We start from the raw sequence: 20,246 nt of genomic DNA, 5'->3' as shown, positions 1-20,246 counted from the left end.
TCATGAACAAGGCAGAACTCATCGAGGAGCTCACCGAGAAGCTGGGCACCGACCGACGCACCGCCGGTGCCGCCGTCGAGGCGATCGTGGACACCATCGTCCGCGCCGTCCATGCCGGTGACTCCGTGACCATCACCGGTTTCGGTGTCTTCGAGCAGCGCAAGCGCGCCGCTCGTGTCGCCCGTAACCCCCGTACCGGCGAGACCGTCAAGGTCAAGCCGACTTCCGTGCCCGCGTTCCGTCCGGGTGCCCAGTTCAAGGCCGTGATCTCGGGTGCTGCCAAGCTGCCCGCCTCCGGCCCGGCGGTGCGTCGCAGCTCGGCGACCGCGACCCCGACCAAGGCGGCCAAGAAGACCGCGGCGAAGAAGGCTCCGGCCAAGAAGGCCGCGCCCGCCAAGAAGGCGGCGGTGAAGAAGGCGGCTCCGGCGAAGAAGGCCGCGCCTGCCAAGAAGGCCGTGGTGAAGAAGGCAGCTCCGGCCAAGAAGGCCACCCCGGCGAAGAAGGCCGTCACCAAGGCCGCACCCGCGAAGAAGGCTCCGGCGAAGAAGACCGTCACCAAGGCCGCACCCGCGAAGAAGGCTCCGGCCAAGAAGGCTCCGGCCAAGAAGGCCGCGCCCGCGAAGAAGGCTCCGGCCAAGAAGGCCGCAACCAAGGCCCCCGCCAAGAAGGCGCCTGCGAAGAAGGCTCCTGCCAAGCGCGGCAAGAAGTAACGAACCCCGCTCGCTGCCCCTGGAAGCCTCAGCGCTCCAGGGGCAGCGGCGTGTCGATGTGATCAGCGGTGAGTAGCACGCCGTCGGAGGTGGTCAGCACCCACACGCTGGCCTTGCGATTACGGGCGGCCGGAAGGCGCACACCGTCGACACTCGCCCACCATGCTGTGAGATCCGGGATCACGCCGCCCTGGCTGCACACCACGGGCACCACTCCCGATCGCTCGCCCTCGCGGGCGATCTCGCGGATCCGGCGGTGCGCCGCCACGGGGTCGCGGGCGTAGGCCCGCTCCGAGACCGTCGGCTCTTCGGTGATCGCCAGCCCGGTCTCCTCAGCGAGCGGCTCCAGAGTCTGCAGGCACCGCTGCGGCGGGGCCGACAGCAGACGTCCGGGACCGAAGGCGCCCAACAGATCCACCAGCGCCTCCGCCTGCGCCCGGCCGTTGCGGTCGAGCGGGCGCGCGAGATCGTCGCCCTGATAGCCCTGTTTGCGCCCGGCCTTGGCGTGCCGCACGATCAGCATCGTCGCGGTGGACGCGGGTTGCCGCGCGAAATCGCGCAGGATCCGCTGATCCATCGGGTAGGTCAGCAGTTTCATACCCGCCTGTACCGGCACCCAGCGCAGCTCGTCGGTCTCCTCGTTCGGCACGAAAGCGCCGTCACCGGCACGTGCCGACCAGTACGTCACGCGTTTGCGCGCGGTGTCGCCGCCACCACCGTGCCGTTTGCGACGGGGCACGTCGTAGGCCACCTTGCCCACCGCCCGTACGAACCGAGCCTCGAAACCGGTCTCCTCGACCACCTCTCGCAGCCCGCCCACCACGGGGTGCTCATCGGGCTCGACGTGGCCCTTCGGAAGCGACCAGTCGTCGTACCGCGGCCGGTGCACCAGCGCCACCTCCGGCCCGGCGGTAGCGGGACGCCACAGCACGCCGCCGGCGGCGTGGACCACCGGGCGCTTGCCGCCAGCGCTCATCGCCGCCCCGCGCGGTGCGCCCGCATGAGCTCGCGTTGATGGTCACGGACCGGATCACCCGGTGCCGGTGAGGCGTTCCAATTGCCGTCGGCGTCGAGCACCCAGCACCGGGTCGCAGGATCCAGCGCGGAGTCGAAGATGTCGCCGAGCTGTTGGGTGAGTCGCGGGTCCTTCACCTGCGCCATGACCTCGATGCGGCGATCCAGGTTGCGGTGCATCATGTCGGCGCTACCGATCCAGAATTCACCGGCGCCGCGGAAGTGCAGGATCCGCGAATGCTCCAGGAACTGTCCCAGAATCGAGCGCACGGTGATGTTCTCACTGACCCCGGCCATACCCGGCCGGAGCGCACAGATTCCGCGGACCACGACCTCGACCGGCACACCGGCCTGGCTCGCGCGATACAGCGCATCGATCACCTGCTCGTCGACCAGCGCGTTGGCCTTGAGCCGGATCCCGGAATCCTTGCCCGCGCGGTGCAGATCGATCTCCCGGTCGATCCGGTCGATGATGCCCGAGCGCACCCCGTGCGGCGCCACCAACAGGTTCCGGTACTCCTCCTTGCGGGAATAGCCCGTGAGCCGGTTGAACAGATCGGTCAGATCGGCACCCAGATCCGGATCGGCGGTGAGCAGGCCGACGTCCTCGTACAGCCGCGCCGTCTTCGGGTTGTAATTGCCGGTGCCGATGTGGCAGTACCGGCGGATGTGCGAGCCCTCCCGGCGCACCACGAGACAGGTCTTGCAGTGGGTCTTGAGACCCACCAGCCCGTAGACCACATGCACGCCCGCCTGTTCCAGCTTCCGGGCCCACTTGATGTTGGCCTGCTCGTCGAAGCGGGCCTTGATCTCCACCAGCGCCACCACCTGTTTCCCGGCCTCGGCGGCGTCGATGAGCGCATCCACGATCGGGGAGTCTCCCGAGGTGCGGTACAGGGTCTGCTTGATCGCCAGCACCTGCGGGTCGGCCGCGGCCTGCTCGATGAAGCGCTGCACGCTGGTCGAGAAGGAGTCGTACGGGTGGTGCACCAGCACATCGCCTTCGCGCAGGGTCGCGAACACGCTCTTGGGTGTCTCACGCTCTCCGAACGCGGGATGAGTGACCGGGACGAACGGGGCGTCTTTGAGCGCCGGACGATCCACCCCGTACAACTGGAACATGCATGACAGGTCGAGCAACCCGGGAACGGTGATCACATCGGCCGGGTCCACATCGAGCTCGCGCAGCAGTAGTTCCAGCATGTGCTCAGACATGTCCTCGGCGACTTCGAGACGCACCGGCGAGCCGAACCGGCGGCGTGCGAGCTCGCGCTCCAGCGCCTGCAGCAGATCTTCGTCGCGATCCTCCTCGACCTCGAAATCGGCGTTGCGCGTGATCCGGAAGACGTGGTGCTCGGCTACCGTCATCCCGGGGAACAACACATCGAGGTGTGCAGCGATCAGGTCTTCCATCGGCAGCACGGCGTTGTCCATCCGGTCCGACCGCACCGTCACGAGCCGACCGACGTTGTCCGGAACCTTGATACGCGCGAAATGCTCGCCCCCTGAGGTGGCGTCGCGGACCGCTACGGCCAGGTTCAGCGAGAGACCGCTGATGTACGGGAACGGGTGCGCCGGATCGACCGCGAGCGGAGTGAGCACCGGGAAGACCTGGGTGTGGAAGTACTCACCGAGCCGATCGCGCTCCTCCGCCGACAGCTCGTCCCAGCGCAACACCGAGATGCCCTGTGCCGCCAGCTCCGGGCGCACCGCGTCGCTGTAGACCATCGCGTGCTTGCGAGAGAGTTCCTGGGTGCGCTGGGAGATCAGGCGCAGTTGCTCCCGGGGCGACATGCCGTCGGCCGAACGGACCGACAGGCCCATCTGATCGCGTCGTTTGAGCCCGGCGACGCGGACCATGAAGAACTCGTCCAGGTTCGAGGCGAAGATCGCGAGGAACTTGGCGCGTTCGAGCAGCGGCTGCGAGGCGTCCTCGGCCATCGCCAGCACGCGGGCGTTGAAATCGAGCCAGCTGAGTTCGCGGTTGAGGTACCGGTCCTCGGGGAGATCACTCACCGCCTCCGTGGGCGCAGCCGGCGGGGCGGCGGGGATCGCGGTGATGCGCCCGGGCAGGACCGAGGCGGGAGGATCGGTCGGCGGGGCCGGTTCCGGTGCGGAATCGGGGGACTGCGGCTCGTTGGTCACAGTCCCATTCTGGCGTATCAGCCGCGCGAGTTCGACGCGATGCCGTGATCGCGGGCGGCGATCGCGGCCGTCGTGTGCGGGCCCAGCGCGGGACCGGCGCTCAGATCGGCGGGAGTGTCGATATCGGTCCGCAGGCCGGGCCACGGGCCGGCGAGGGGGACGGCGCCGCCCGCGGCGTGCGCGGCGGCCGAATCCGGCCCGAAGGCGGGACGCAACTCGTCGTCTGCCGGACTGAACAACGCTGCCGTGCCGGTGCCCGCGTGGTCCGGTACGAACGCGCGGCGACCGACGGTGGCATCGAGGAAGGCCGTCAGCTGATCGACGGTCACGCCGGGCAGGTCCGGCTGCAGAGCGAGGACGGCGATCGCGCCCGCGGCTCGCGCCGCCGCGGCGCCGGCCGAGAGCGCGGCGTTGAGGCCGCCGGGGGACGGCTCGGCGACGGTCCGCGCTCCGGCCCGCTCGGCGGCCGCACGGACGTCCGGATCGGGCGAGACCACGTAGGCGGCCACGATTCCCGGGGTGGCGAGCGCCGCGTCGAGCACGTCGCGCAGCATGGCCAAGACCAGGCCGGGTACTGCTTCCCGGTGGTGCGCACCGGGCGCGGCGAACCGCGACTTCGCGGCGTCGAGCGCCTTGACGGCGGTGACGACCACGATGGCGGGGGGCGCATCGGCGCCGCGCGGTGCGGTCATGACCACCAATCTAGGCGGGTGGAACGTGACCTGCCGATAGCGGGCGGACGATACGCTCGTTCTCGGGTTCCGTCGCGCGCCGGCGGGATGCAGTACGCGATGCGAGAAGGGTGGCCGAATGGTCGACGTTGCAGTGATGGGCGCCGGTTCCTTCGGCACCGCGATGGCGAAGGTCTTCGCGGAGGCCACCCGGCCGGAGGCGCACCGGGTCACCATGTGGTGTCGCCGCCAGGAGGTCGCCGACCAGATCAATGAGACCCGGATCAACGCCCAGTACCTTCCCGAAGGTGTGCTTCCCGAGAACCTCAGGGCCACACACGATCCCGAGGAGGCGATGCGCGGTGCCGGGCTGGTGGTGCTTGCCGTGCCCTCGCAGACGCTGCGCACCAACCTGGCGGAGTGGGGCGGACTGATCCCTCCCGATATCACCGTGCTCAACCTCGCCAAAGGTATCGAGATCGGCACCCTGAACCGGATGAGCGAAGTGGTCAGCGAGGCCGCCGACATCGACCCCGACCGGATCGCCGTGCTCACCGGGCCGAACTTCGCGAAGGAGATCGCCAAGCGGCAGCCGACTCTCGCCGTGATCGCCTCGACCAACGAGCGCCGAGCGCAGCACACCCAGTACGTGGCCCGCACCGACTACTTCCGTCCGTACACCAACGACGATGTGGTCGGCTGCGAGATCGGCGGCGCTACGAAGAACGTGATCGCCCTGGTGTGCGGTATCGCCTCGGGTATCAACCTGGGCGAGAACTCGCGGGCGGCGATCATCACTCGCGGTCTCGCCGAGACGCTGCGGCTCGGCACCGCCCTCGGTGCGCAGCCGCTGACCTTGGCCGGTCTCGCCGGGGTGGGTGACCTCGTAGCCACCTGCAGCTCGCCGCAGTCGCGCAACTTCAGCTTCGGTGCCCGGCTCGGTCAGGGAATGACCGTCGAGCAGGCGCAGGCCGCCGCCCACGGACAGGTGGCCGAGGGGGCGAAGTCGTGCATATCGATCGCCGACCTCGCCCGTAAGGTGGGCGTGGAGATGCCGCTCACCGAGGCGGTGCGGGCGGTCTGTTACGACGGTGTGCCGGTCTCGCGCGCCATCGACGACCTGCTCAATCGCGACGTCGGCGGAGAGTGGCACCGGCCCGGCGGAGCGTAACCACGTGGCCCCGTCCTGGGGTTCACCCGTAAGGTGGTCTGCCGTGACGGACTCGCGGATCAAGGTGGCAGTGGTATTCGGCGGACGCAGCAGCGAGCATGCGGTCTCGTGCGTCTCGGCCGGCAGCATTCTCGGCCATCTCGATCCTGCTCGGTACGAGGTGGTGCCCGTGGGCATCACCCAGTCCGGTTCCTGGGTGCTCTCCGACGCCGACGCGCAGAGCTTGCGGTTCGCCGACCGCGCGCTGCCGAGCGTGCCCGAGGGACCCACTGATCTCGCCCTGCTGCCCGGAGCCGAGCTGGTGTCGGTGTCCTCCGACGCCGCCGGTTCGGTGCTCGGCTCCGTCGACGTGGTCTTCCCGGTCCTGCACGGCCCGTACGGTGAGGACGGCACTCTGCAGGGCCTGCTGGAGATGGCGGGTGTGCCGTACGTGGGTGCGGGCGTGCTGGCGTCCGCCGCCGGGATGGACAAGGAGTTCGCGAAGAAGCTGCTCGCGGCCGACGGCCTACCGGTGGGCGACTTCCATGTACTGCGCCAGCGGGAGACCGAGGTACCGCCGGAGGTGCTGCATCGGCTGGGATTGCCGCTGTTCGTCAAGCCCGCTCGCGGCGGATCGTCGATCGGGATCACCCGAGTCACCGACCTCGCGGCGCTGCCGGCCGCGATCGCCGAGGCCCGCCGCTGGGATCCGAAGGTGATCATCGAGGCCGCCGTGATCGGCCGGGAGGTGGAGATCGGCGTGCTGGAGCGCCCCGATGGCACCGTGCACGCCTCGGCCATCGCCGAGATCGAGATGGCAGCCGACGCGGAGCACGCCTTCTACGACTTCGAGACCAAATACCTCGACGATCGCGCGCAGTACACCGTGCCGGCCGATCTCACTGAGGAGCAGACGTCCGCGATCGCTGAACTGGCGGTGCGCGCCTTCCACGCCTTCGACGGCCAGGGCCTGGCCCGCGTCGACTTCTTCCAGACCGCCGAAGGGCCGGTGATCAACGAGGTCAACACCATGCCGGGGTTCACCTCGACATCGATGTATCCGCGGATGTGGGCCGAATCGGGGATCGGCTACGCCGAACTGCTGAGCCTGCTCATCGACACCGCACTCGCGCGCGGCACCGGCCTGCGCTGATCAGTTCCCGAGGTCGAGTGACGCGGCCTGCAGGTTCTCCCGGATCGCGTCGGACACGGCCTGGATCGCCGCTGTGCCGGCACCGTCGGGCACCCACAGCACCACGTAGGGCCGGTGGTCGACCGCCGCCCAGTAGGCGCCGCCGTCCGGTGCGGGCGCTCCCGCGGGTGTGCTCTGCAACCACTGAACGCCGTTGACCACCTGCAACTTCGAGGTATTGGTCAGATCCGCCGGGCGCTCGGTGCCGCACCGCACCTCGACGGCGCCCTGCTTGTCGCTGGTCCACCGCGCGAAGCCGGTGGGATCGCTGCTGTCATCGCGCCGGAACGAGCCGAGTTCGGCCGGGATCGCGGCGAGGAGTTTCGTGCACGTGGGATCCCCGGCAGTCGGGGCCGTTACCGACTTCACATGGCCGGCCTCGGCGCTGGCGCGCAGTTCATCCTGCTTCTGCTGGGCGAGGACGAGGAACACCGCGAAGCAGACCACGACCGCCACCGGTAGGGTCACGACCGTCGCCAGAAGAGCCGGACTGCGGCGGGGGCGGGGCGCGGGGGCCTTGGTCTCGTCTGTGTCGTCCACGTTCGATACGGTAGCCGCGATGACAACTACGGGTCCGGACCGGGCCGGGCCGCCGGCCCGGCGCACCGTCGCCGAACTGGGCGAGGAGGGCGTGATCGCGCTCGCCACGGCGCCGATCGGGCCGGACCCGCGGGTTCTGCTGGGCCCGGGCGACGATGCGGCGGTGGTCGCCGCCCCCGACGGGCGTGTGGTGATCTCCTCCGACGCCCTCGTGGAGGGCCGGCACTTCCGCTTCGATCTCACCACCGGCGAGCACGTGGGTCGCCGGGCGATCGCGCAGAACGCCGCTGACATCGCCGCGATGGGCGCGGTCTGCACGGGTTTCACGGTGACCCTGGGCTGCCCGCCGCAGACGCCGGCCGCGCTGGTCGAGGCGATCTCGCGCGGAGTGGCACGCGGCGCGGCCGATGCGGGCGGCGCGGTCGCCGGCGGCGACGTGGTACGCACCGAGCAGGTGTTGCTGGCAGTCACCGCGCTCGGCGACCTCCAGGGTCGGGCGCCGGTGCTGCTGTCCGGAGCGCGCCCCGGCGATGCGGTCGCGGTGTGCGGGACACTCGGCCGGTCCGCAGCCGGGCTGGCCGCGCTCGATGCGGGCCGTGGTGTGGACTTCCCCGAGGTCGTCGAGGTGTATCGCTGCCCGGTGCCGCCGCTGGCCGCGGGTCCACACGCGGCCGAGAGCGGTGCCACTGCTCTGACCGACATCTCCGACGGGCTGCTCCGGGATGCGCGGGCGATGGCGGCGGCCAGCGGGGTGCGGATCGAGCTCGACGGTGCCGCCCTGCGTCCCGACGACGTGCTGGCCGATTGCGCCGCCGCCCTCGGTGCCGACCCCGATGCCTGGATCCGTACCGGCGGTGAGGATCATGCCCTCCTCGCGACCTTTCCGGCCGGCACCGTCCCTGCCGGATGGAGGGTGATCGGCGCGGTTCTCCCCGCCGAGGGCGCGGCGGGCGCCGTCACCGTGGACGGGCAGACAGGCCCGGAGCGCGGCGGGTGGAATACCTTCGAACGCGGTACCGACGACACCGGGAAGGAACGGCCATGACGGCGAGACCACTGACGGAGACCGTCGAGGCGGGCTGGGCGCGGGCGCTGGCCCCGGTCGAGGACGACATCGCGGCGATGGGTGCCTTCCTCCGCGCCGAGATCGCCGAGGGGCGCGGCTATCTGCCCGCGGGGGAGAACGTGCTGCGCGCCTTCACCCAGCCATTCGATGACGTGCGCGTCTTGATCGTCGGGCAGGATCCGTACCCGACGCCGGGACACGCTGTGGGCCTCTCCTTCTCGGTGGACCCCGCGGTGCGGCCGGTGCCGCGCAGCCTGCAGAACATCTACCAGGAGTACACGGCCGATCTCGGCCTGCCGGCGCCCGCCAACGGAGACCTGTCGCCATGGGCTCGCCAGGGTGTGCTGCTGCTCAACCGCGTCCTCACGGTGCGGCCGGGGGAGCCGGCGTCGCATCGGAAGAAGGGGTGGGAGAAGGTCACCGAGTGCGCCATCGACGCGCTCGTCGCGCGCGATGCTCCACTGGTCGCGATTCTCTGGGGCCGCGATGCGGCCTCGCTCGGGCCGCGGCTCGGTGACACGCCGCGGATCGAATCCGCGCACCCGTCGCCTCTGTCGGCCTCCCGCGGTTTCTTCGGCTCGCGGCCGTTCTCCCGCGCCAACGAGGCCCTGGTCGGGTTGGGTGCCGAGCCCGTCGATTGGCGTCTTCCGCACCTGGCCCAGGTGCGCTGACCCGGCTCCGACTGTTGACAGGATCGCTCATGATCCGCAAACTCGAATACGAATCGAGTTTGAAAATGGAAGGATCATCATGACCGAGCAGGTACGAGAAGAGAGCCGCGAGGTCGTCGTGATCGGCGCGGGCATGTCCGGGCTGATGGCGGGCAACACCCTCGCCGACCGCGACGTGATCGTCCTCGAAGCGAGCGATCGCCCCGGCGGTCGCGTCGAATCCGTCCGGCGGGGCGACTACTGGATCAACGTCGGCACCCAGTTCACGGAGGGCACCGGCACCCTCATCGAGGAACTCGACAAGCACGGCATCGAGCGCGGCACCCTTGCCGGCAAGAAGGTCGCACTCGTGCTCAACGGCCGCCTGGTCGATACCGCGAACCCCGTCGCGCTCCTGTTCCGCACGAAGATGACCATGCGCGACCGGCTCGGCATGGCCCTGGTCGGTGCCCGCATCGTCTCCGGCGCGATCGCCCTGGAGGCCAAGCCCGACGGTGCCATCGGTTCTCGGGTCCGGGCGGCACTCGACGACCGGCCCGCGTCGTACATCCTGCGGGGTGTGCGCTCGAAGGTCGCCGATGCGGTGGTCCGCGCGTTCTCCGGTCAATGGATGGGCTGCGAGCCCGAGGAAACGGCAGCGACGCAGTTCGTCACCTCGATCGGGATTGCCCTGGCGGATCCCGCCAAGGTCCCCAACTTCTCGCTCCCGGTCGGCGGCAACCAGACCCTCACCGACATCCTCGCCGAGGACCTCGGCGACCGGTTGCGGTTGGGCGCCACCGTCGACTCCGTCTCCCGCGACGGTGACGGCGTGCGGGTCGAGTACCACGATGCCGGCGGTCCCGCCCGAATCCGGGCGAAGCGGGCCGTGGTGACCGTTCCCGCCGACATCGCAGTGCGCATTCTGCCGGAGCTGCCGCGGGCGTACCGGGACGCGTACACGGACATCGCGTACGGCCGCTACGTGGTGGTCGGCTTCTTCACCGACGAGCAGGGCCCGCAGCGTTGGGACGACTTCTTCGCCGTCTCCACCCCGTTGCTGTCCTTCCAGGCCATGTTCAATCACGCTGCCGCGGTGCGCGGTCCGGGTGCGCGGAAGCCCGGGGGTGCGCTGGCCTGCTTCGCCGGCGGTGCGAAGGCCGACGAGTTGTTCCGCCTCACCGACGAGGAGATCGCCGAGCGGTTCACCCGCGATCTCCTGGGTGTGTACCCGGAACTCGCGGGCAAACTCGGTGAGCCGATCGTGCGCCGTCACCATCGTGTGGTGCCCTTCTGGGGGCCCGGCGAGCGGGCGTCGCTGCCCATCCTGCGCGAGCCGCTCGGTCCGATCCACCTCGCGGGAGACTTCCAACTCGACATGCCCTCGCTCGCCGATGCCGCGACCTCCGGCGAGCGCGCGGCGCGAGCGGTCCTCGCGAGCCTGTAACCGATCCGCCGTCAAGCCCTGTCCCGCCGCCGTGGGGCAGGGCTCGTCAGGTCATGGGGGCGTACGAGCCGAGATAGGAACTCAGCAGCCGCACCGCCTCGGCGATCACCGCATCATCGCCGTGCCGGTCGTCGCCGAAGGCGAGGTCCAGCAGGCGAGCACCGGCCTCGTACGCCAGGCGCACCACGAGCGCGGGGGTGTCGGCGGCGATCAGGTCGCGGTCGATCAGTAGCCGCCAGAGCTTGTCCGACTGGACCATGTCGAACTCCTCGGCGACCTCACTGAGTACGGCGTTGCGCCTGGCCAGCCACAATTCCACGAACCCCGGGTGCCGGCGGTAGTACCCGACGAACGCATGCACCACCAGGCTGAGCACCCGGTCCAGATCGGAGCGCCGGTCGGCCTCCTGTACTGCCGAGACGACGGATGCGGTCAGGTCTTCGGCATGTCGCCGCGCCACCTCGCCATCGACCTGCCCACGGTCCTTGAAGTAGTGGTAGACGGACGCAAGAGGAATCCCGGTGCGCTCACTGATCGCCTTCAGCGTGGCGCCCTCGTAGCCGGATTCGATGAACAGTGCCTCCGCGGCGTCAAGGATCGCGTCCCGCCGTACCTGCCCGCGGCGCTGCACGGGCGCCGGACGCCGCTCGGCGGAGGGGGAATCGGCCACGTCACGAACCTATCAGCGAACGAGACGAAGGCCCGCGACCGAAAAACGGTCGCGGGCCTTCGTGGATGTTCTCGCGGATCAGCCGCGAACGACCTTGCCGGCCTTGATGCACGAGGTGCACACGTTCAGGCGCTTGGTCTGACCGGGTGCCACCTGGGCACGCACGGTCTGGATGTTCGGGTTCCACCGGCGATTGGTACGCCGATGCGAGTGCGACACCGACTTACCGAAGCCGGGGCCCTTGTCGCAGACGTCGCAGACGGCAGCCATGTCGTGTACTCCTCGCAATAGATGAATCTGTCGTTCCGCCTCGCCGGTCGATACCCGAAGGACACGCCCGGACGCGAGGCAACCCTGCAATCATAGACCGATAGGGGTCTACAGGCCAAACCGCTCCGGCGCCCCTGTCCTGTGTGACGGCCCACTAGGCTGGTGGCCGTGACGGGACCGAGCGAGCAGGACGGCCGCGTGGTGGTGGCCTGGCTCCGGCGCGCGGTGCTCGGTCTCGAGCGTTCCGTCGACGAGATCAACGCCCTCAACGTCTTCCCCGTTGCCGACGCCGATACGGGGACGAACATGCTGGTCACTCTGCGTGCTGCTGCCCGCGCGGCCGAGGAGGCCGATCGGACGGAAGGGCCGCATGCGGTGGCCCGGGCGACGGTGGCCGGCGCTGTTTCCGGGGCCCGCGGTAATTCGGGTGTGATCGTCTCGCAGATTATGCGCGGCGTGGTCGGGCAGCTCGGTCCGGACGCCGACCTCGAGGCCGCGGGGCTCGCCGAGGGGCTGCGCACCGCCACCGGCTTGGTCACCTCCGCGGTCGCCGACCCGATCGAGGGCACCATCCTGTCCGTCCTCCGGGCCGCGGCCGACGGTGCCGCAGCCGCACTGGCGGGTGGGGCCGACCTCCCCGCCTGCGCTCGCGGCGCCGCCGATACCGCGTTCGATGCGCTCCTGCGCACCCGGGACCAGCTCGCCGACAACGCCCGCGCCGGCGTGGTCGACGCCGGCGGCCGGGGTTTGTTGGTCTTGCTCGACGCCCTCGTCGAGGTGACCGCCGGAGTGACACCGGAGCGCCCCCGGTTCACTCGCCAGGCGGCGCCGCACGTCCAGGTGAACGTCGACCCGGAGGATGCGGCCGACCATCCGCACGATCACGGCCACGACGATCCGCCCCGCGGACCCCACGTGGACTACGAGGTCATGTACCTGCTTCCGGATGCCACCGATGCCGCGGCCTCGCGCCTGCGCGACGAGTTGCAGACGTTCGGCGATTCCGTGGTCGTGGTGGCCGCCGCCGATCCCGATCCGGTGGCTACGTGGTCGGTGCATGCGCACACCACCGAGCCGGGGCGTGCCATTCAGGCCGGCCTCGCCCTCGGCAAGCTCCGGAGCATCGCCGTCACTGTGCTGCAGGAGACCGGCGAAACGCCGCTACAGGCGCTCCTGGACGCGCCGCGGGCGATCGTCGCCCTGGTCTCCGGCGACGGTGCCGCCGAGCTGTTCGCCGCCGAGGGCGCGGAGGTGATCCGCTGTGATGAGGGGATCACCCACGCCGGTTTGCTCGTAGCGCTGCACCGGTTCGAGGGCCGCGAGGTGTTGCTCATGCCCAACGGAGCGCTGCCGACTCCGGAACTTCTGGCCGTGGCCGCACGCTCACGGGAATCCGGTGTCCTGGTGACGCTTCTGCCCACCTCATCGATGGTGCAGGCGATCGCAGCACTCGCGGTGCACGATCCGCGCGGCCACGCCGCCGACGACACCTTCTCCATGGCCGAAGCCGCCGCCGGCGCGCGGTGCGGCTCGGTCGTGGCCGTCACCGAGGACGCCCTCACCATCCTCGGACCGTGCGGTCCCGGCGACTATCTCGGCATGGTCGGCGGTGAGGTCGTGGTGCTCGAAGAGGATCAGTACTCCGCGGGGGAGGCCCTCGCCGAGCTGTTGCTCGCCACCGGCGGCGATATGGTGACCGTGCTCCTCGGCGATGCCGGCGACGGCGACTTCCCCGACCGGGTCGCAGCCGCTCTGCGGCCCGACCGGCCCGAGGTGGAAGTGGTCGGCTACCGCGGCGGACAAACCGGGAGTGTGATGGAGATCGGCGTCGAATGAGCGCAGCCGCCGACCTCACCCTGCAGACTCCGCTGGTCGAGGCCATCGATCCCGAGATCGCCGACCAGGTCACCACCGAGCTGGGCCTCGCCACCGTCGGTGACCTGCTGCGGCACTTCCCGTTCCGGTACGAGGGCGGTGCCTCGATCGACGAGGGCACGCGCGCCACCGAACCGAAGATCGGCGATGACGTGGTGGTGATCGGCACGGTGACCGCGGTGACGCCGCCACGCCCGCACCATCGCGGGAAGAAGATGTTCAAGGTGCAGGTGGTCAACAAGGTCCGCGCCTACGACGTGACCTTCTTCAACTACCTGCCCAAGCCGATCCAGCCCGGACGTCAACTGCTGCTGATCGGGCGGTTGGGCGAGTTCAACCGGAAGCTCCAACTCACGCATCCGGACTGGCTGGTCCTGCCGGACGACGACATGTCCTCGACCGAGGCTCTCGCCGCCAACGAGACCGGCGCCACCAAAGCCGGTTCCAAGCGGCTCAAGCTCGCGAACCTCGCCCTGCTCACCGGGCCGGTGGTGCCGATCTACCACGGCACCAAGAACATGCCCACCTGGCTCATCGCTTCCATCGTCGACCTGGTCCTGACCCGCTTGGCGCCGGTACCGGAGTCCCTGCCGGACGGATTCCGCTCGCTTCACGGCTTGCTCGGCTTCGACGAGGCGCTGCGTGTGGCGCACTTCCCGAAGCGGCGCTCCGAGGCCGATGCTGCGCGGCGGCGGCTCTCGTTCGACGAGGCCGTCGCGATCGAGACGGCGCTCGCGCGGCGTGCCCATGACGTGGGCACGGTGCCGGCGCCGCAACTCGCCGCCGTCGACGGTCCGCTGCAGGCGGGGCTCCGGGAGCGACTTCCGTTCCAGCTCACCGCCGGTCAGGAGGAGGTGCTCGCGGAGATTCTCGGGGATCTGTCGCAGGGACACCCGATGACGCGGCTGCTGCAGGGTGAGGTGGGCTCCGGCAAGACGTTGGTCGCGTTGTTGGCGATGCTGGCCGCCGTCGATTCCGGCTACCAGGCGGTCTTGCTCGCACCGACGGAGGTGCTCGCCACGCAGCACATGCTCTCGATCACGAAGATGCTCGGCGACCTGGGCGAAGCGGGGCAGCTCGGCGCGGCCGACGCCGCGACCACCGTGACCCTGCTCACCGGGTCGATGAACACCAAGGCGCGGCGAGCGGCGTTGCTGCGGATCGTCAGCGGTGAAGCGGGCATCGTGATCGGCACGCATGCGCTGCTCGAAGACACCGTCGACTTCTTCCGGCTGGGTCTGGTGGTGGTCGATGAGCAGCACCGGTTCGGTGTGGAGCAGCGGGACCGTTTGCGGCGCAAGGGACCCGACGATATGACCCCGCACCTGCTGGTCATGACGGCCACGCCGATCCCGCGCACCGTGGCGCTCGCCCAGTTCGGTGACATGTCCACCTCGGTGCTGCGCGAGCTCCCGCGCGGGCGGCAGCCGATCCAGACGTCGGTGGTCCCGGAGGGCAGGCCCGGGTGGATCGATCGGGCCTGGGCCCGGGTCGACGAGGAGGTCCGCGCGGGCCGCCAGGTGTACGTGGTGTGCCCGCGGATCGGTGATGACCCCTCGGGCGAGCAGGCGAAGACGTCGTTCACCGACGAGGACTACCAATTCGAGCAGGTCGCTGCCCCGGTGCGCCGGGAGAAGGACCGCGGTGATGCCGGGGGCGAGGACGCCGCCGAGAGCGAGCAGCCGAAGATGACGTCGGCGATCGACATGTACGACCAGCTCGTCGGAAGTGAACTCGGACAGCACCGGATCGCCCTGCTCCACGGCCGTCTGCCCGCCGAGGAGAAGGCCTCCGTCATGGCCGAATTCGCGGCCGGCGAGATCGATGTGCTGGTGGCGACCACGGTGATCGAAGTGGGTGTCGACGTCGCCAATGCCACCACCATGGTGGTGATGGACGCTGAGCGGTTCGGTATCAGCCAGTTGCACCAACTGCGCGGCCGTGTCGGACGTGGCGGCTTGCCGGGGCTGTGCCTACTGGTGACCGACACCCCGTCGGCGCGCACCATGGAGCGGCTGGAGTCGGTGGCGGGCACCGTCGACGGATTCGCCCTCGCACAGCTCGACCTCGAGCACCGCGGTTTCGGCGATATCCTCGGCGTGGACCAGTCCGGCCTCGCGCGGCGCCTGAGTTTCCTCGACCTCGCGAACGACGGCGACGTTCTCGACGCCGCCCGGGCATTCGCCTTCGAGGTGATCGACGAGGACCCCGAACTGGAAGGTCATGGAGCGCTGCGGGAGATGAACGCGGTGATCCTCGGCGGTAGTCGTGAGGACTATCTGGACAAGGCCTGATTAGCGCGCGGCGGCGAGATTGGCCAGCTGGGCGCCCCAGAACTCGACCACCTGTTCACGACGTTCCGCATCGTCGGACAGCAGATCCGCGAGGCCCAGGCCGCGCGCCAGGTCGAGCGTCGCCTGGACGGCGCGGCGGCCCTGTTCGTCGTCACGATCGAAGCCCAGCAGCGTCATCGCGAGCCCGAACACCTCTCGCGAGTGCCGGTTCTCGAAGGGCAGCATGCGTTCCCGGAGCGCATCGTCGCTCGCGGCCGCGGTCCACACATGCAGCGCCGCCTTGAACAGATCGTCCGTGTAGTACTCCACGATGAGCCGGGCAACCGCGAACGGGCGTTCGGGTCCGTCGGGCACCGCGGCCCCGGCTTGCCGGGCGTGCTCGATCCGTTGCTCGCCCATGTACTCCAGCGCGGCGGAGATCAAATCCTCACGGGTGGGGAAGTGGTGTTGTGCGGCCCCGCGTGACACGCCCGCCTGCCGGGCGACGCTGCCGACGGTGGTCGCACCCCAGCCGCGGTCGGCGAGCGAGGCGATCGTCGTCTCCAGCAGCCGCTGCCGGGTTTCCCGGCTGCGGGACTGCTGGGGTGCCCGCATCGGCGGGCGGAGGGCGCTCATTCCGCTCAGCCTAGTGCGCGGCCGCGGGCTCGGCCCAGCTCGGCGCGCGCTTCTGCAGGAACGCGGTCATGCCTTCCACCGATTCGGGCGAGCCGAACAGGCGAGCCGACTGGTCGCCCAGGGCGTTGGCCCGCTCGTCGAACGAGGCGAGCACGTCGTGCCACAGGATCTGCTTGGTCTCGCGCAGACCCTGCGGGCTGCACAGTCGCAGTTCAGCGAGCTGATCCGCCACCGCGGCCTCGGGATCGTCGACCGCAGCGGTGATCAGGCCGTGGCTCGCCGCCTCGATCGCGTCGAACTTCCTACCGGTGAGCAGCAGTGACGAGGCGACGCGCGAGGGAAGGTGCGGCAGCAGTACCAGCGAGACCATCGCGGGTGCCACGCCGATTCGGGTCTCGGTAACGGCGAAGGTCGACTCCGGTCCGGCGAAGACGAAATCGCAGGAACCGATGAGGCCGAAGCCGCCTGCCCGGACGTGGCCGTTCACCTGTGCGATCACCGGCTTGGGAGATTCGATGACACCCCGCATCGCATCGATCATGGCGAGCGTGCGCGACTTCGGGTCCGATCCCGCACCGCTCGCGGCCGCTTCCTTGAGATCGGCACCGGCGCAGAAGGTCCCGCCGTCGTGGGTGAGTACCACGGCGCGGACGGTGTCATCGATACCTGCGCGGTCGATACCGGCCCGCAGGTCGGTGAGCAGCCGCTGCGAGATCGCGTTGCGGTTGTGCGGGCTGTCGATCGTGAGGTATGCGGCGCCGTCGCGTACCTCGTACCGCACCAGGGGAGCGTCGGTCACGGGTACTCCTAGTAGCTCTTCGGTAGGCCGAGTGAGTGCTCGGAGATGAAGTTCAGCACCATCTCCCGGCTCACCGGCGCGATCCGGAACAGGCGTGAGGCCACCAGCATCTGGGCCAGACCGTACTCGGTGGTGAGGCCGTTACCGCCGAGCGAATGGATCGCACGGTCGACGGCCTTCGCCCCGGCCTCGGCGCCGGCGAACTTCGCCATGTTCGCGGCTTCGGCCGCCGCGAACTCCTGGCCGGCGTCGTAGAGCGTGGCGGCCTTCTGCAGCATCAGCTTCGCCAGCTCGGTCTCCACTTTGAGTTCGGCGAGAGGATGGGCGATCGCCTGATGCGCGCCGATCGGGACCTTGAAGACGGTGCGGCCCTTGGCGTACTCCACCGCCCGATCAATGGCGTAGCGCGCCGAGCCGACCGCACCGGCGGAGGCCATGATCCGCTCGGGATTGAGCCCCGCGAACAGCTGCGCGATGGCGGCATCCGGCTCACCGACGAGCGCTTCGGAGGGCAGCCGGACATCGTCGAAGAACAACGTCCACTGCGATTCGGGGAGTCCCACCTCCATGGGGATCTTGGTCTTCTGCAGCCCCGGCGAATCGGTGGGCATGAGGAACAGTGCCGGGCGGAGTTTGCCGGACTTGGCGTCCTCCGTGCGCGAGACCACCAGCACCACATCGGCCAGCTCGATGCCGGAGATGAAGGTCTTCTGGCCCGAGATGATCCAGTCGTCGCCGTCGCGGCGCGCGGTGGTGGTGATCCGGTGGCTGTTGCTCCCCGCATCGGGCTCGGTGATCGCGAACGCGGCGATGGTCTCGCCCGACGCGATGCCCGGCAGCCAGCGCTGCTTCTGCTCCTCGGTGCCGAACCGCGAGATGATGGTGCCGTTGATCGCCGGGGAGACGACGAGCATCAACAACGACGAGCCGACCGCGGCCAGCTCCTCGCCGACGATCCCCAACTCGTACATGCCGGCGCCGCCGCCGCCGTACTGCTCGGCGATGTTCACACCGACCAGGCCGAGATCACCTGCGGCCTTCCACAGTTCGGTGGGGCCCTCCCCGGATGCGATCTTCTCGCGCATATACTCGGGCCCGAACTTCCTGCCCAGCTCAGACACGGTCTTTCGGAGAGCGACGCGCTCTTCCGACTCGATGACGTCCATCGATACGGTCATGGTTACTCCTGCTCCTCCAGCACGGCGACCACTGCGCCGGCGTCGATGTTCTGGCCCACCTCGACCGCGATCGTGGTGAGGATCCCTTCGGCGGGCGCCGCAATAGCGTGTTCCATCTTCATGGCCTCCATCCACAGCACGGGCTGCCCGGCGGCGACCGTATCGCCCACCGCGGCGCCGATCCGGGTGATCACGCCGGGCATCGGTGCCAGGAGCGACCCCGCGGCCGCGGCGGCCTCGCCGGACGGCAACGGGTCGATCAGGGTGAGTGTCGCCGCACCGCGGGCCGAGTCGATCTCGATGACGGTCTGATCGCCCGGGTACGCGGTCACGGTCACGGTGCGCCGGATTCCGTCGCGTTCGACGGCGACCGCGGCGGTGGTGCCGTCGTCGCCGACCGTGGCGATGGCACCGGAATCGGCGGTGAACCGCTTCTGCGCGGCGTCCTCGAACTCCGGCAGCAGAGTACGTGCCCCCACGTTGCGCCAGCCGGGCGCCACGTGCGGTAGCGGACTGGCCGCCGCGGCACGACGATCCAGTACGGCGCCGGCGGCATCGGCGGCGAGGGCCAGGTCGGCGTCGTCGAGCAGGGGCGCAGCCAGACGTTCCAGGCGATCGCCGGTGAGGAAGTCGGTGGCGAAGTCGCCGGCCTGGAAGTCGGGGTCGGCGAGGATGCGTACCAGCAGATCCCGGTTCGTGGTGAGCCCGTGGATCGTTGCCTTGCGCAGCGCCGCCTCGGTGATCGCCAATGCCTGCGCCCGGGTGGGGGCGTAACCGATCACTTTGGCGAGCATCGGGTCGTAGAACACCTCGACCACGCTGTCGGTCGGCCACAGAGCGCTGTCGAGGCGGATACCGGGACGATCGGGCCCGGCGAACTCGCTGACCACGCCGGGGACCTCGAAGCGGCGAACCACACCGGCGGCGGGGCGCCAGTCGTTGGCGGGGTCTTCGGCGTAGAGCCGGGCCTCGATGGCCCAGCCCCGCGCCGCGGGCGGCTCGGGGGACGGGAGGGGAAGCCCGGCGGCCACGTCGAACTGCAGGCCCACCAGGTCGAGTCCGGTGGTGGCCTCGGTGACCGGATGCTCCACCTGCAGGCGCGTGTTCACCTCGAGGAAGAAGAACTCACCGGCATCGGTGGCAAGGAATTCGACCGTGCCCGCACCGGTGTAGCCGATCGCTGTGGCGGCGTTGGCGGCCGCCTCGTACAGCGCCGTGCGCATCGCGGGGTGCCGCTCCACGAGCGGTGACGGTGCTTCCTCCAGGACCTTCTGGTGACGGCGCTGGATGGAGCATTCGCGCTCGCCGACGGCCCAGACGGTGCCCTGGGAGTCCGCCATCACCTGCACCTCGATGTGCCGGCCGCGCTCGAGGTAGCGCTCGCAGAAGACGGTGCCGTCGCCGAACGCCGACTTCGCCTCGCGCTCTGCGGCTTCGAGGTTGTCGGCCAGCTCATCGCGGCTACGGACCACGCGCATACCGCGGCCGCCGCCACCGGCGGACGCCTTCACCAGCACCGGGAAGTCGCTGTCGGACACCTGGTCCGGGGTGAGGTTCGTGAGCATCGGCACACCGGCCTCGGCGAGCTTCGCCTTCGCCGCCACTTTGGAGCCCATCGCGGTGATGGCCTCGGGCGAGGGACCGATCCAGGTGATCCCGGCAGCGATCACGGCCGCCGCGAAGTCGGCGTTCTCGGAGAGGAAGCCGTAGCCCGGATGGATCGCCTGGGCCCCCGTGGCCTTGGCGGCGGCGATGATCTTCTCGCCCTGCAAGTAGGTGTCGGCGGGGGATTCACCGGGCAGGCGCACCGCGTCGTCGGCCTCGGCGACGTGCGGTGCATCCGCATCGGGGTCGGAGAAGACGGCCACAGCGCGCAGACCGCGGGCGTGCGCCGCGCTGATCACGCGCCGCGCGATCTCGCCACGGTTCGCGACGAGGACGGAATCGAATGCAGTCATGG

Annotated in this window: 18 protein-coding genes; 8 read left to right on the top strand and 10 right to left on the bottom strand. The window is 69.8% G+C overall.

From position 1 onward, the window contains the following. Nucleotides 1-2: 2 nt before the first annotated feature. The gene (locus TPAU_RS14240; RefSeq protein WP_013127458.1) at nt 3-710 is read left to right on the top strand and encodes an HU family DNA-binding protein; all 708 of its coding nucleotides are present in this window, start codon (nt 3-5) and stop codon (nt 708-710) included. A 28-nt stretch (nt 711-738) separates the two neighbouring features. Here the strand turns inward: TPAU_RS14240 and TPAU_RS14235 are convergent, their stop codons facing one another. The 3 genes from TPAU_RS14235 to cofC form a co-directional block, all read right to left on the bottom strand. After that, entirely contained in the window at nt 739-1,686 is a 948-nt protein-coding gene (locus TPAU_RS14235) for an NUDIX hydrolase (protein ID WP_013127457.1), read from the bottom strand. Next, nucleotides 1,683-3,797: an RNA degradosome polyphosphate kinase gene (locus TPAU_RS14230; protein ID WP_425358568.1), complete on the bottom strand. Its 2,115-nt coding sequence runs from the start codon at nt 3,795-3,797 to the stop codon at nt 1,683-1,685. The genes TPAU_RS14235 and TPAU_RS14230 overlap by 4 nt, the downstream gene beginning before the upstream one ends. A gap of 89 nt (nt 3,798-3,886) precedes the next feature. Further along, nucleotides 3,887-4,561: a 2-phospho-L-lactate guanylyltransferase gene (gene cofC / locus TPAU_RS14225; protein ID WP_013127455.1), complete on the bottom strand. Its 675-nt coding sequence runs from the start codon at nt 4,559-4,561 to the stop codon at nt 3,887-3,889. Nucleotides 4,562-4,679: 118 nt separating this feature from the next. Here cofC and TPAU_RS14220 point away from each other — a divergent pair, with 118 nt between their 5' ends. Then, entirely contained in the window at nt 4,680-5,711 is a 1,032-nt protein-coding gene (locus TPAU_RS14220) for an NAD(P)H-dependent glycerol-3-phosphate dehydrogenase (protein ID WP_013127454.1), read from the top strand. A gap of 43 nt (nt 5,712-5,754) precedes the next feature. Continuing rightward, nucleotides 5,755-6,843, top strand: coding sequence for a D-alanine--D-alanine ligase family protein (locus tag TPAU_RS14215; RefSeq protein WP_013127453.1), 1,089 nt, complete (start codon nt 5,755-5,757; stop codon nt 6,841-6,843). Here the strand turns inward: TPAU_RS14215 and TPAU_RS14210 are convergent, their stop codons facing one another. Beyond that, entirely contained in the window at nt 6,844-7,422 is a 579-nt protein-coding gene (locus TPAU_RS14210; protein WP_013127452.1) for a DUF3515 domain-containing protein, read from the bottom strand. A gap of 19 nt (nt 7,423-7,441) precedes the next feature. Between TPAU_RS14210 and TPAU_RS14205 the strand changes: the two genes are divergently transcribed. The 3 genes from TPAU_RS14205 to TPAU_RS14195 all read left to right on the top strand — a co-directional run bounded on the left by TPAU_RS14205 (nt 7,442) and on the right by TPAU_RS14195 (nt 10,585). Beyond that, nucleotides 7,442-8,467: a thiamine-phosphate kinase gene (locus tag TPAU_RS14205; protein ID WP_013127451.1), complete on the top strand. Its 1,026-nt coding sequence runs from the start codon at nt 7,442-7,444 to the stop codon at nt 8,465-8,467. Then, nucleotides 8,464-9,159 (top strand): uracil-DNA glycosylase, encoded by a 696-nt coding sequence (locus TPAU_RS14200; RefSeq protein ID WP_013127450.1) that lies wholly within the window; start codon nt 8,464-8,466, stop codon nt 9,157-9,159. The genes TPAU_RS14205 and TPAU_RS14200 overlap by 4 nt, the downstream gene beginning before the upstream one ends. Before the next feature lie 79 nt (nt 9,160-9,238). Next, on the top strand, nt 9,239-10,585 hold the full coding sequence (locus TPAU_RS14195) for a flavin monoamine oxidase family protein (RefSeq protein WP_013127449.1): 1,347 nt from the start codon (nt 9,239-9,241) through the stop codon (nt 10,583-10,585). A gap of 46 nt (nt 10,586-10,631) precedes the next feature. On the opposite strand, the gene TPAU_RS14190 is transcribed toward TPAU_RS14195, so the two are convergent. Continuing rightward, the gene (locus tag TPAU_RS14190) at nt 10,632-11,255 is read right to left on the bottom strand and encodes a TetR/AcrR family transcriptional regulator (RefSeq protein ID WP_013127448.1); all 624 of its coding nucleotides are present in this window, start codon (nt 11,253-11,255) and stop codon (nt 10,632-10,634) included. 78 nt (nt 11,256-11,333) lie between these two features. After that, nucleotides 11,334-11,525, bottom strand: coding sequence for a 50S ribosomal protein L28 (rpmB, locus tag TPAU_RS14185; protein WP_013127447.1), 192 nt, complete (start codon nt 11,523-11,525; stop codon nt 11,334-11,336). Between the two features lie 168 nt (nt 11,526-11,693). Between rpmB and TPAU_RS14180 the strand changes: the two genes are divergently transcribed. Then, the gene (locus tag TPAU_RS14180) at nt 11,694-13,361 is read left to right on the top strand and encodes a DAK2 domain-containing protein (RefSeq protein WP_160160268.1); all 1,668 of its coding nucleotides are present in this window, start codon (nt 11,694-11,696) and stop codon (nt 13,359-13,361) included. Next, nucleotides 13,358-15,694: an ATP-dependent DNA helicase RecG gene (locus TPAU_RS14175; RefSeq protein ID WP_013127445.1), complete on the top strand. Its 2,337-nt coding sequence runs from the start codon at nt 13,358-13,360 to the stop codon at nt 15,692-15,694. Before TPAU_RS14180 ends, TPAU_RS14175 begins: the two co-directional genes overlap by 4 nt. Here TPAU_RS14175 and TPAU_RS14170 read toward each other — a convergent pair whose 3' ends face one another. Genes TPAU_RS14170 through TPAU_RS14155 form a run of 4 tightly spaced genes read right to left on the bottom strand, consistent with a single transcriptional unit; the run spans nt 15,695 to nt 20,244 of the window. Continuing rightward, nucleotides 15,695-16,309: a TetR/AcrR family transcriptional regulator gene (locus TPAU_RS14170; RefSeq protein ID WP_013127444.1), complete on the bottom strand. Its 615-nt coding sequence runs from the start codon at nt 16,307-16,309 to the stop codon at nt 15,695-15,697. A gap of 10 nt (nt 16,310-16,319) precedes the next feature. Next, nucleotides 16,320-17,108, bottom strand: coding sequence for an enoyl-CoA hydratase family protein (locus TPAU_RS14165; protein ID WP_013127443.1), 789 nt, complete (start codon nt 17,106-17,108; stop codon nt 16,320-16,322). An 8-nt stretch (nt 17,109-17,116) separates the two neighbouring features. After that, nucleotides 17,117-18,286: an acyl-CoA dehydrogenase family protein gene (locus TPAU_RS14160; protein WP_013127442.1), complete on the bottom strand. Its 1,170-nt coding sequence runs from the start codon at nt 18,284-18,286 to the stop codon at nt 17,117-17,119. Between the two features lie 2 nt (nt 18,287-18,288). Next, nucleotides 18,289-20,244 carry an ATP-binding protein gene (locus TPAU_RS14155; protein ID WP_013127441.1) on the bottom strand — a complete coding sequence of 652 codons (1,956 nt, stop codon included), beginning with the start codon at nt 20,242-20,244 and terminating at the stop codon, nt 18,289-18,291. Between the last annotated feature and the right edge of the window lie 2 nt (nt 20,245-20,246).

Source organism: Tsukamurella paurometabola DSM 20162, from assembly GCF_000092225.1.
Taxonomy (GTDB): Bacteria; Actinomycetota; Actinomycetes; order Mycobacteriales; family Mycobacteriaceae; genus Tsukamurella; species Tsukamurella paurometabola.
The sequence above is the reverse complement of the archived record's forward strand: the minus strand, read 5'-3'. Positions and strand labels throughout refer to the sequence as shown.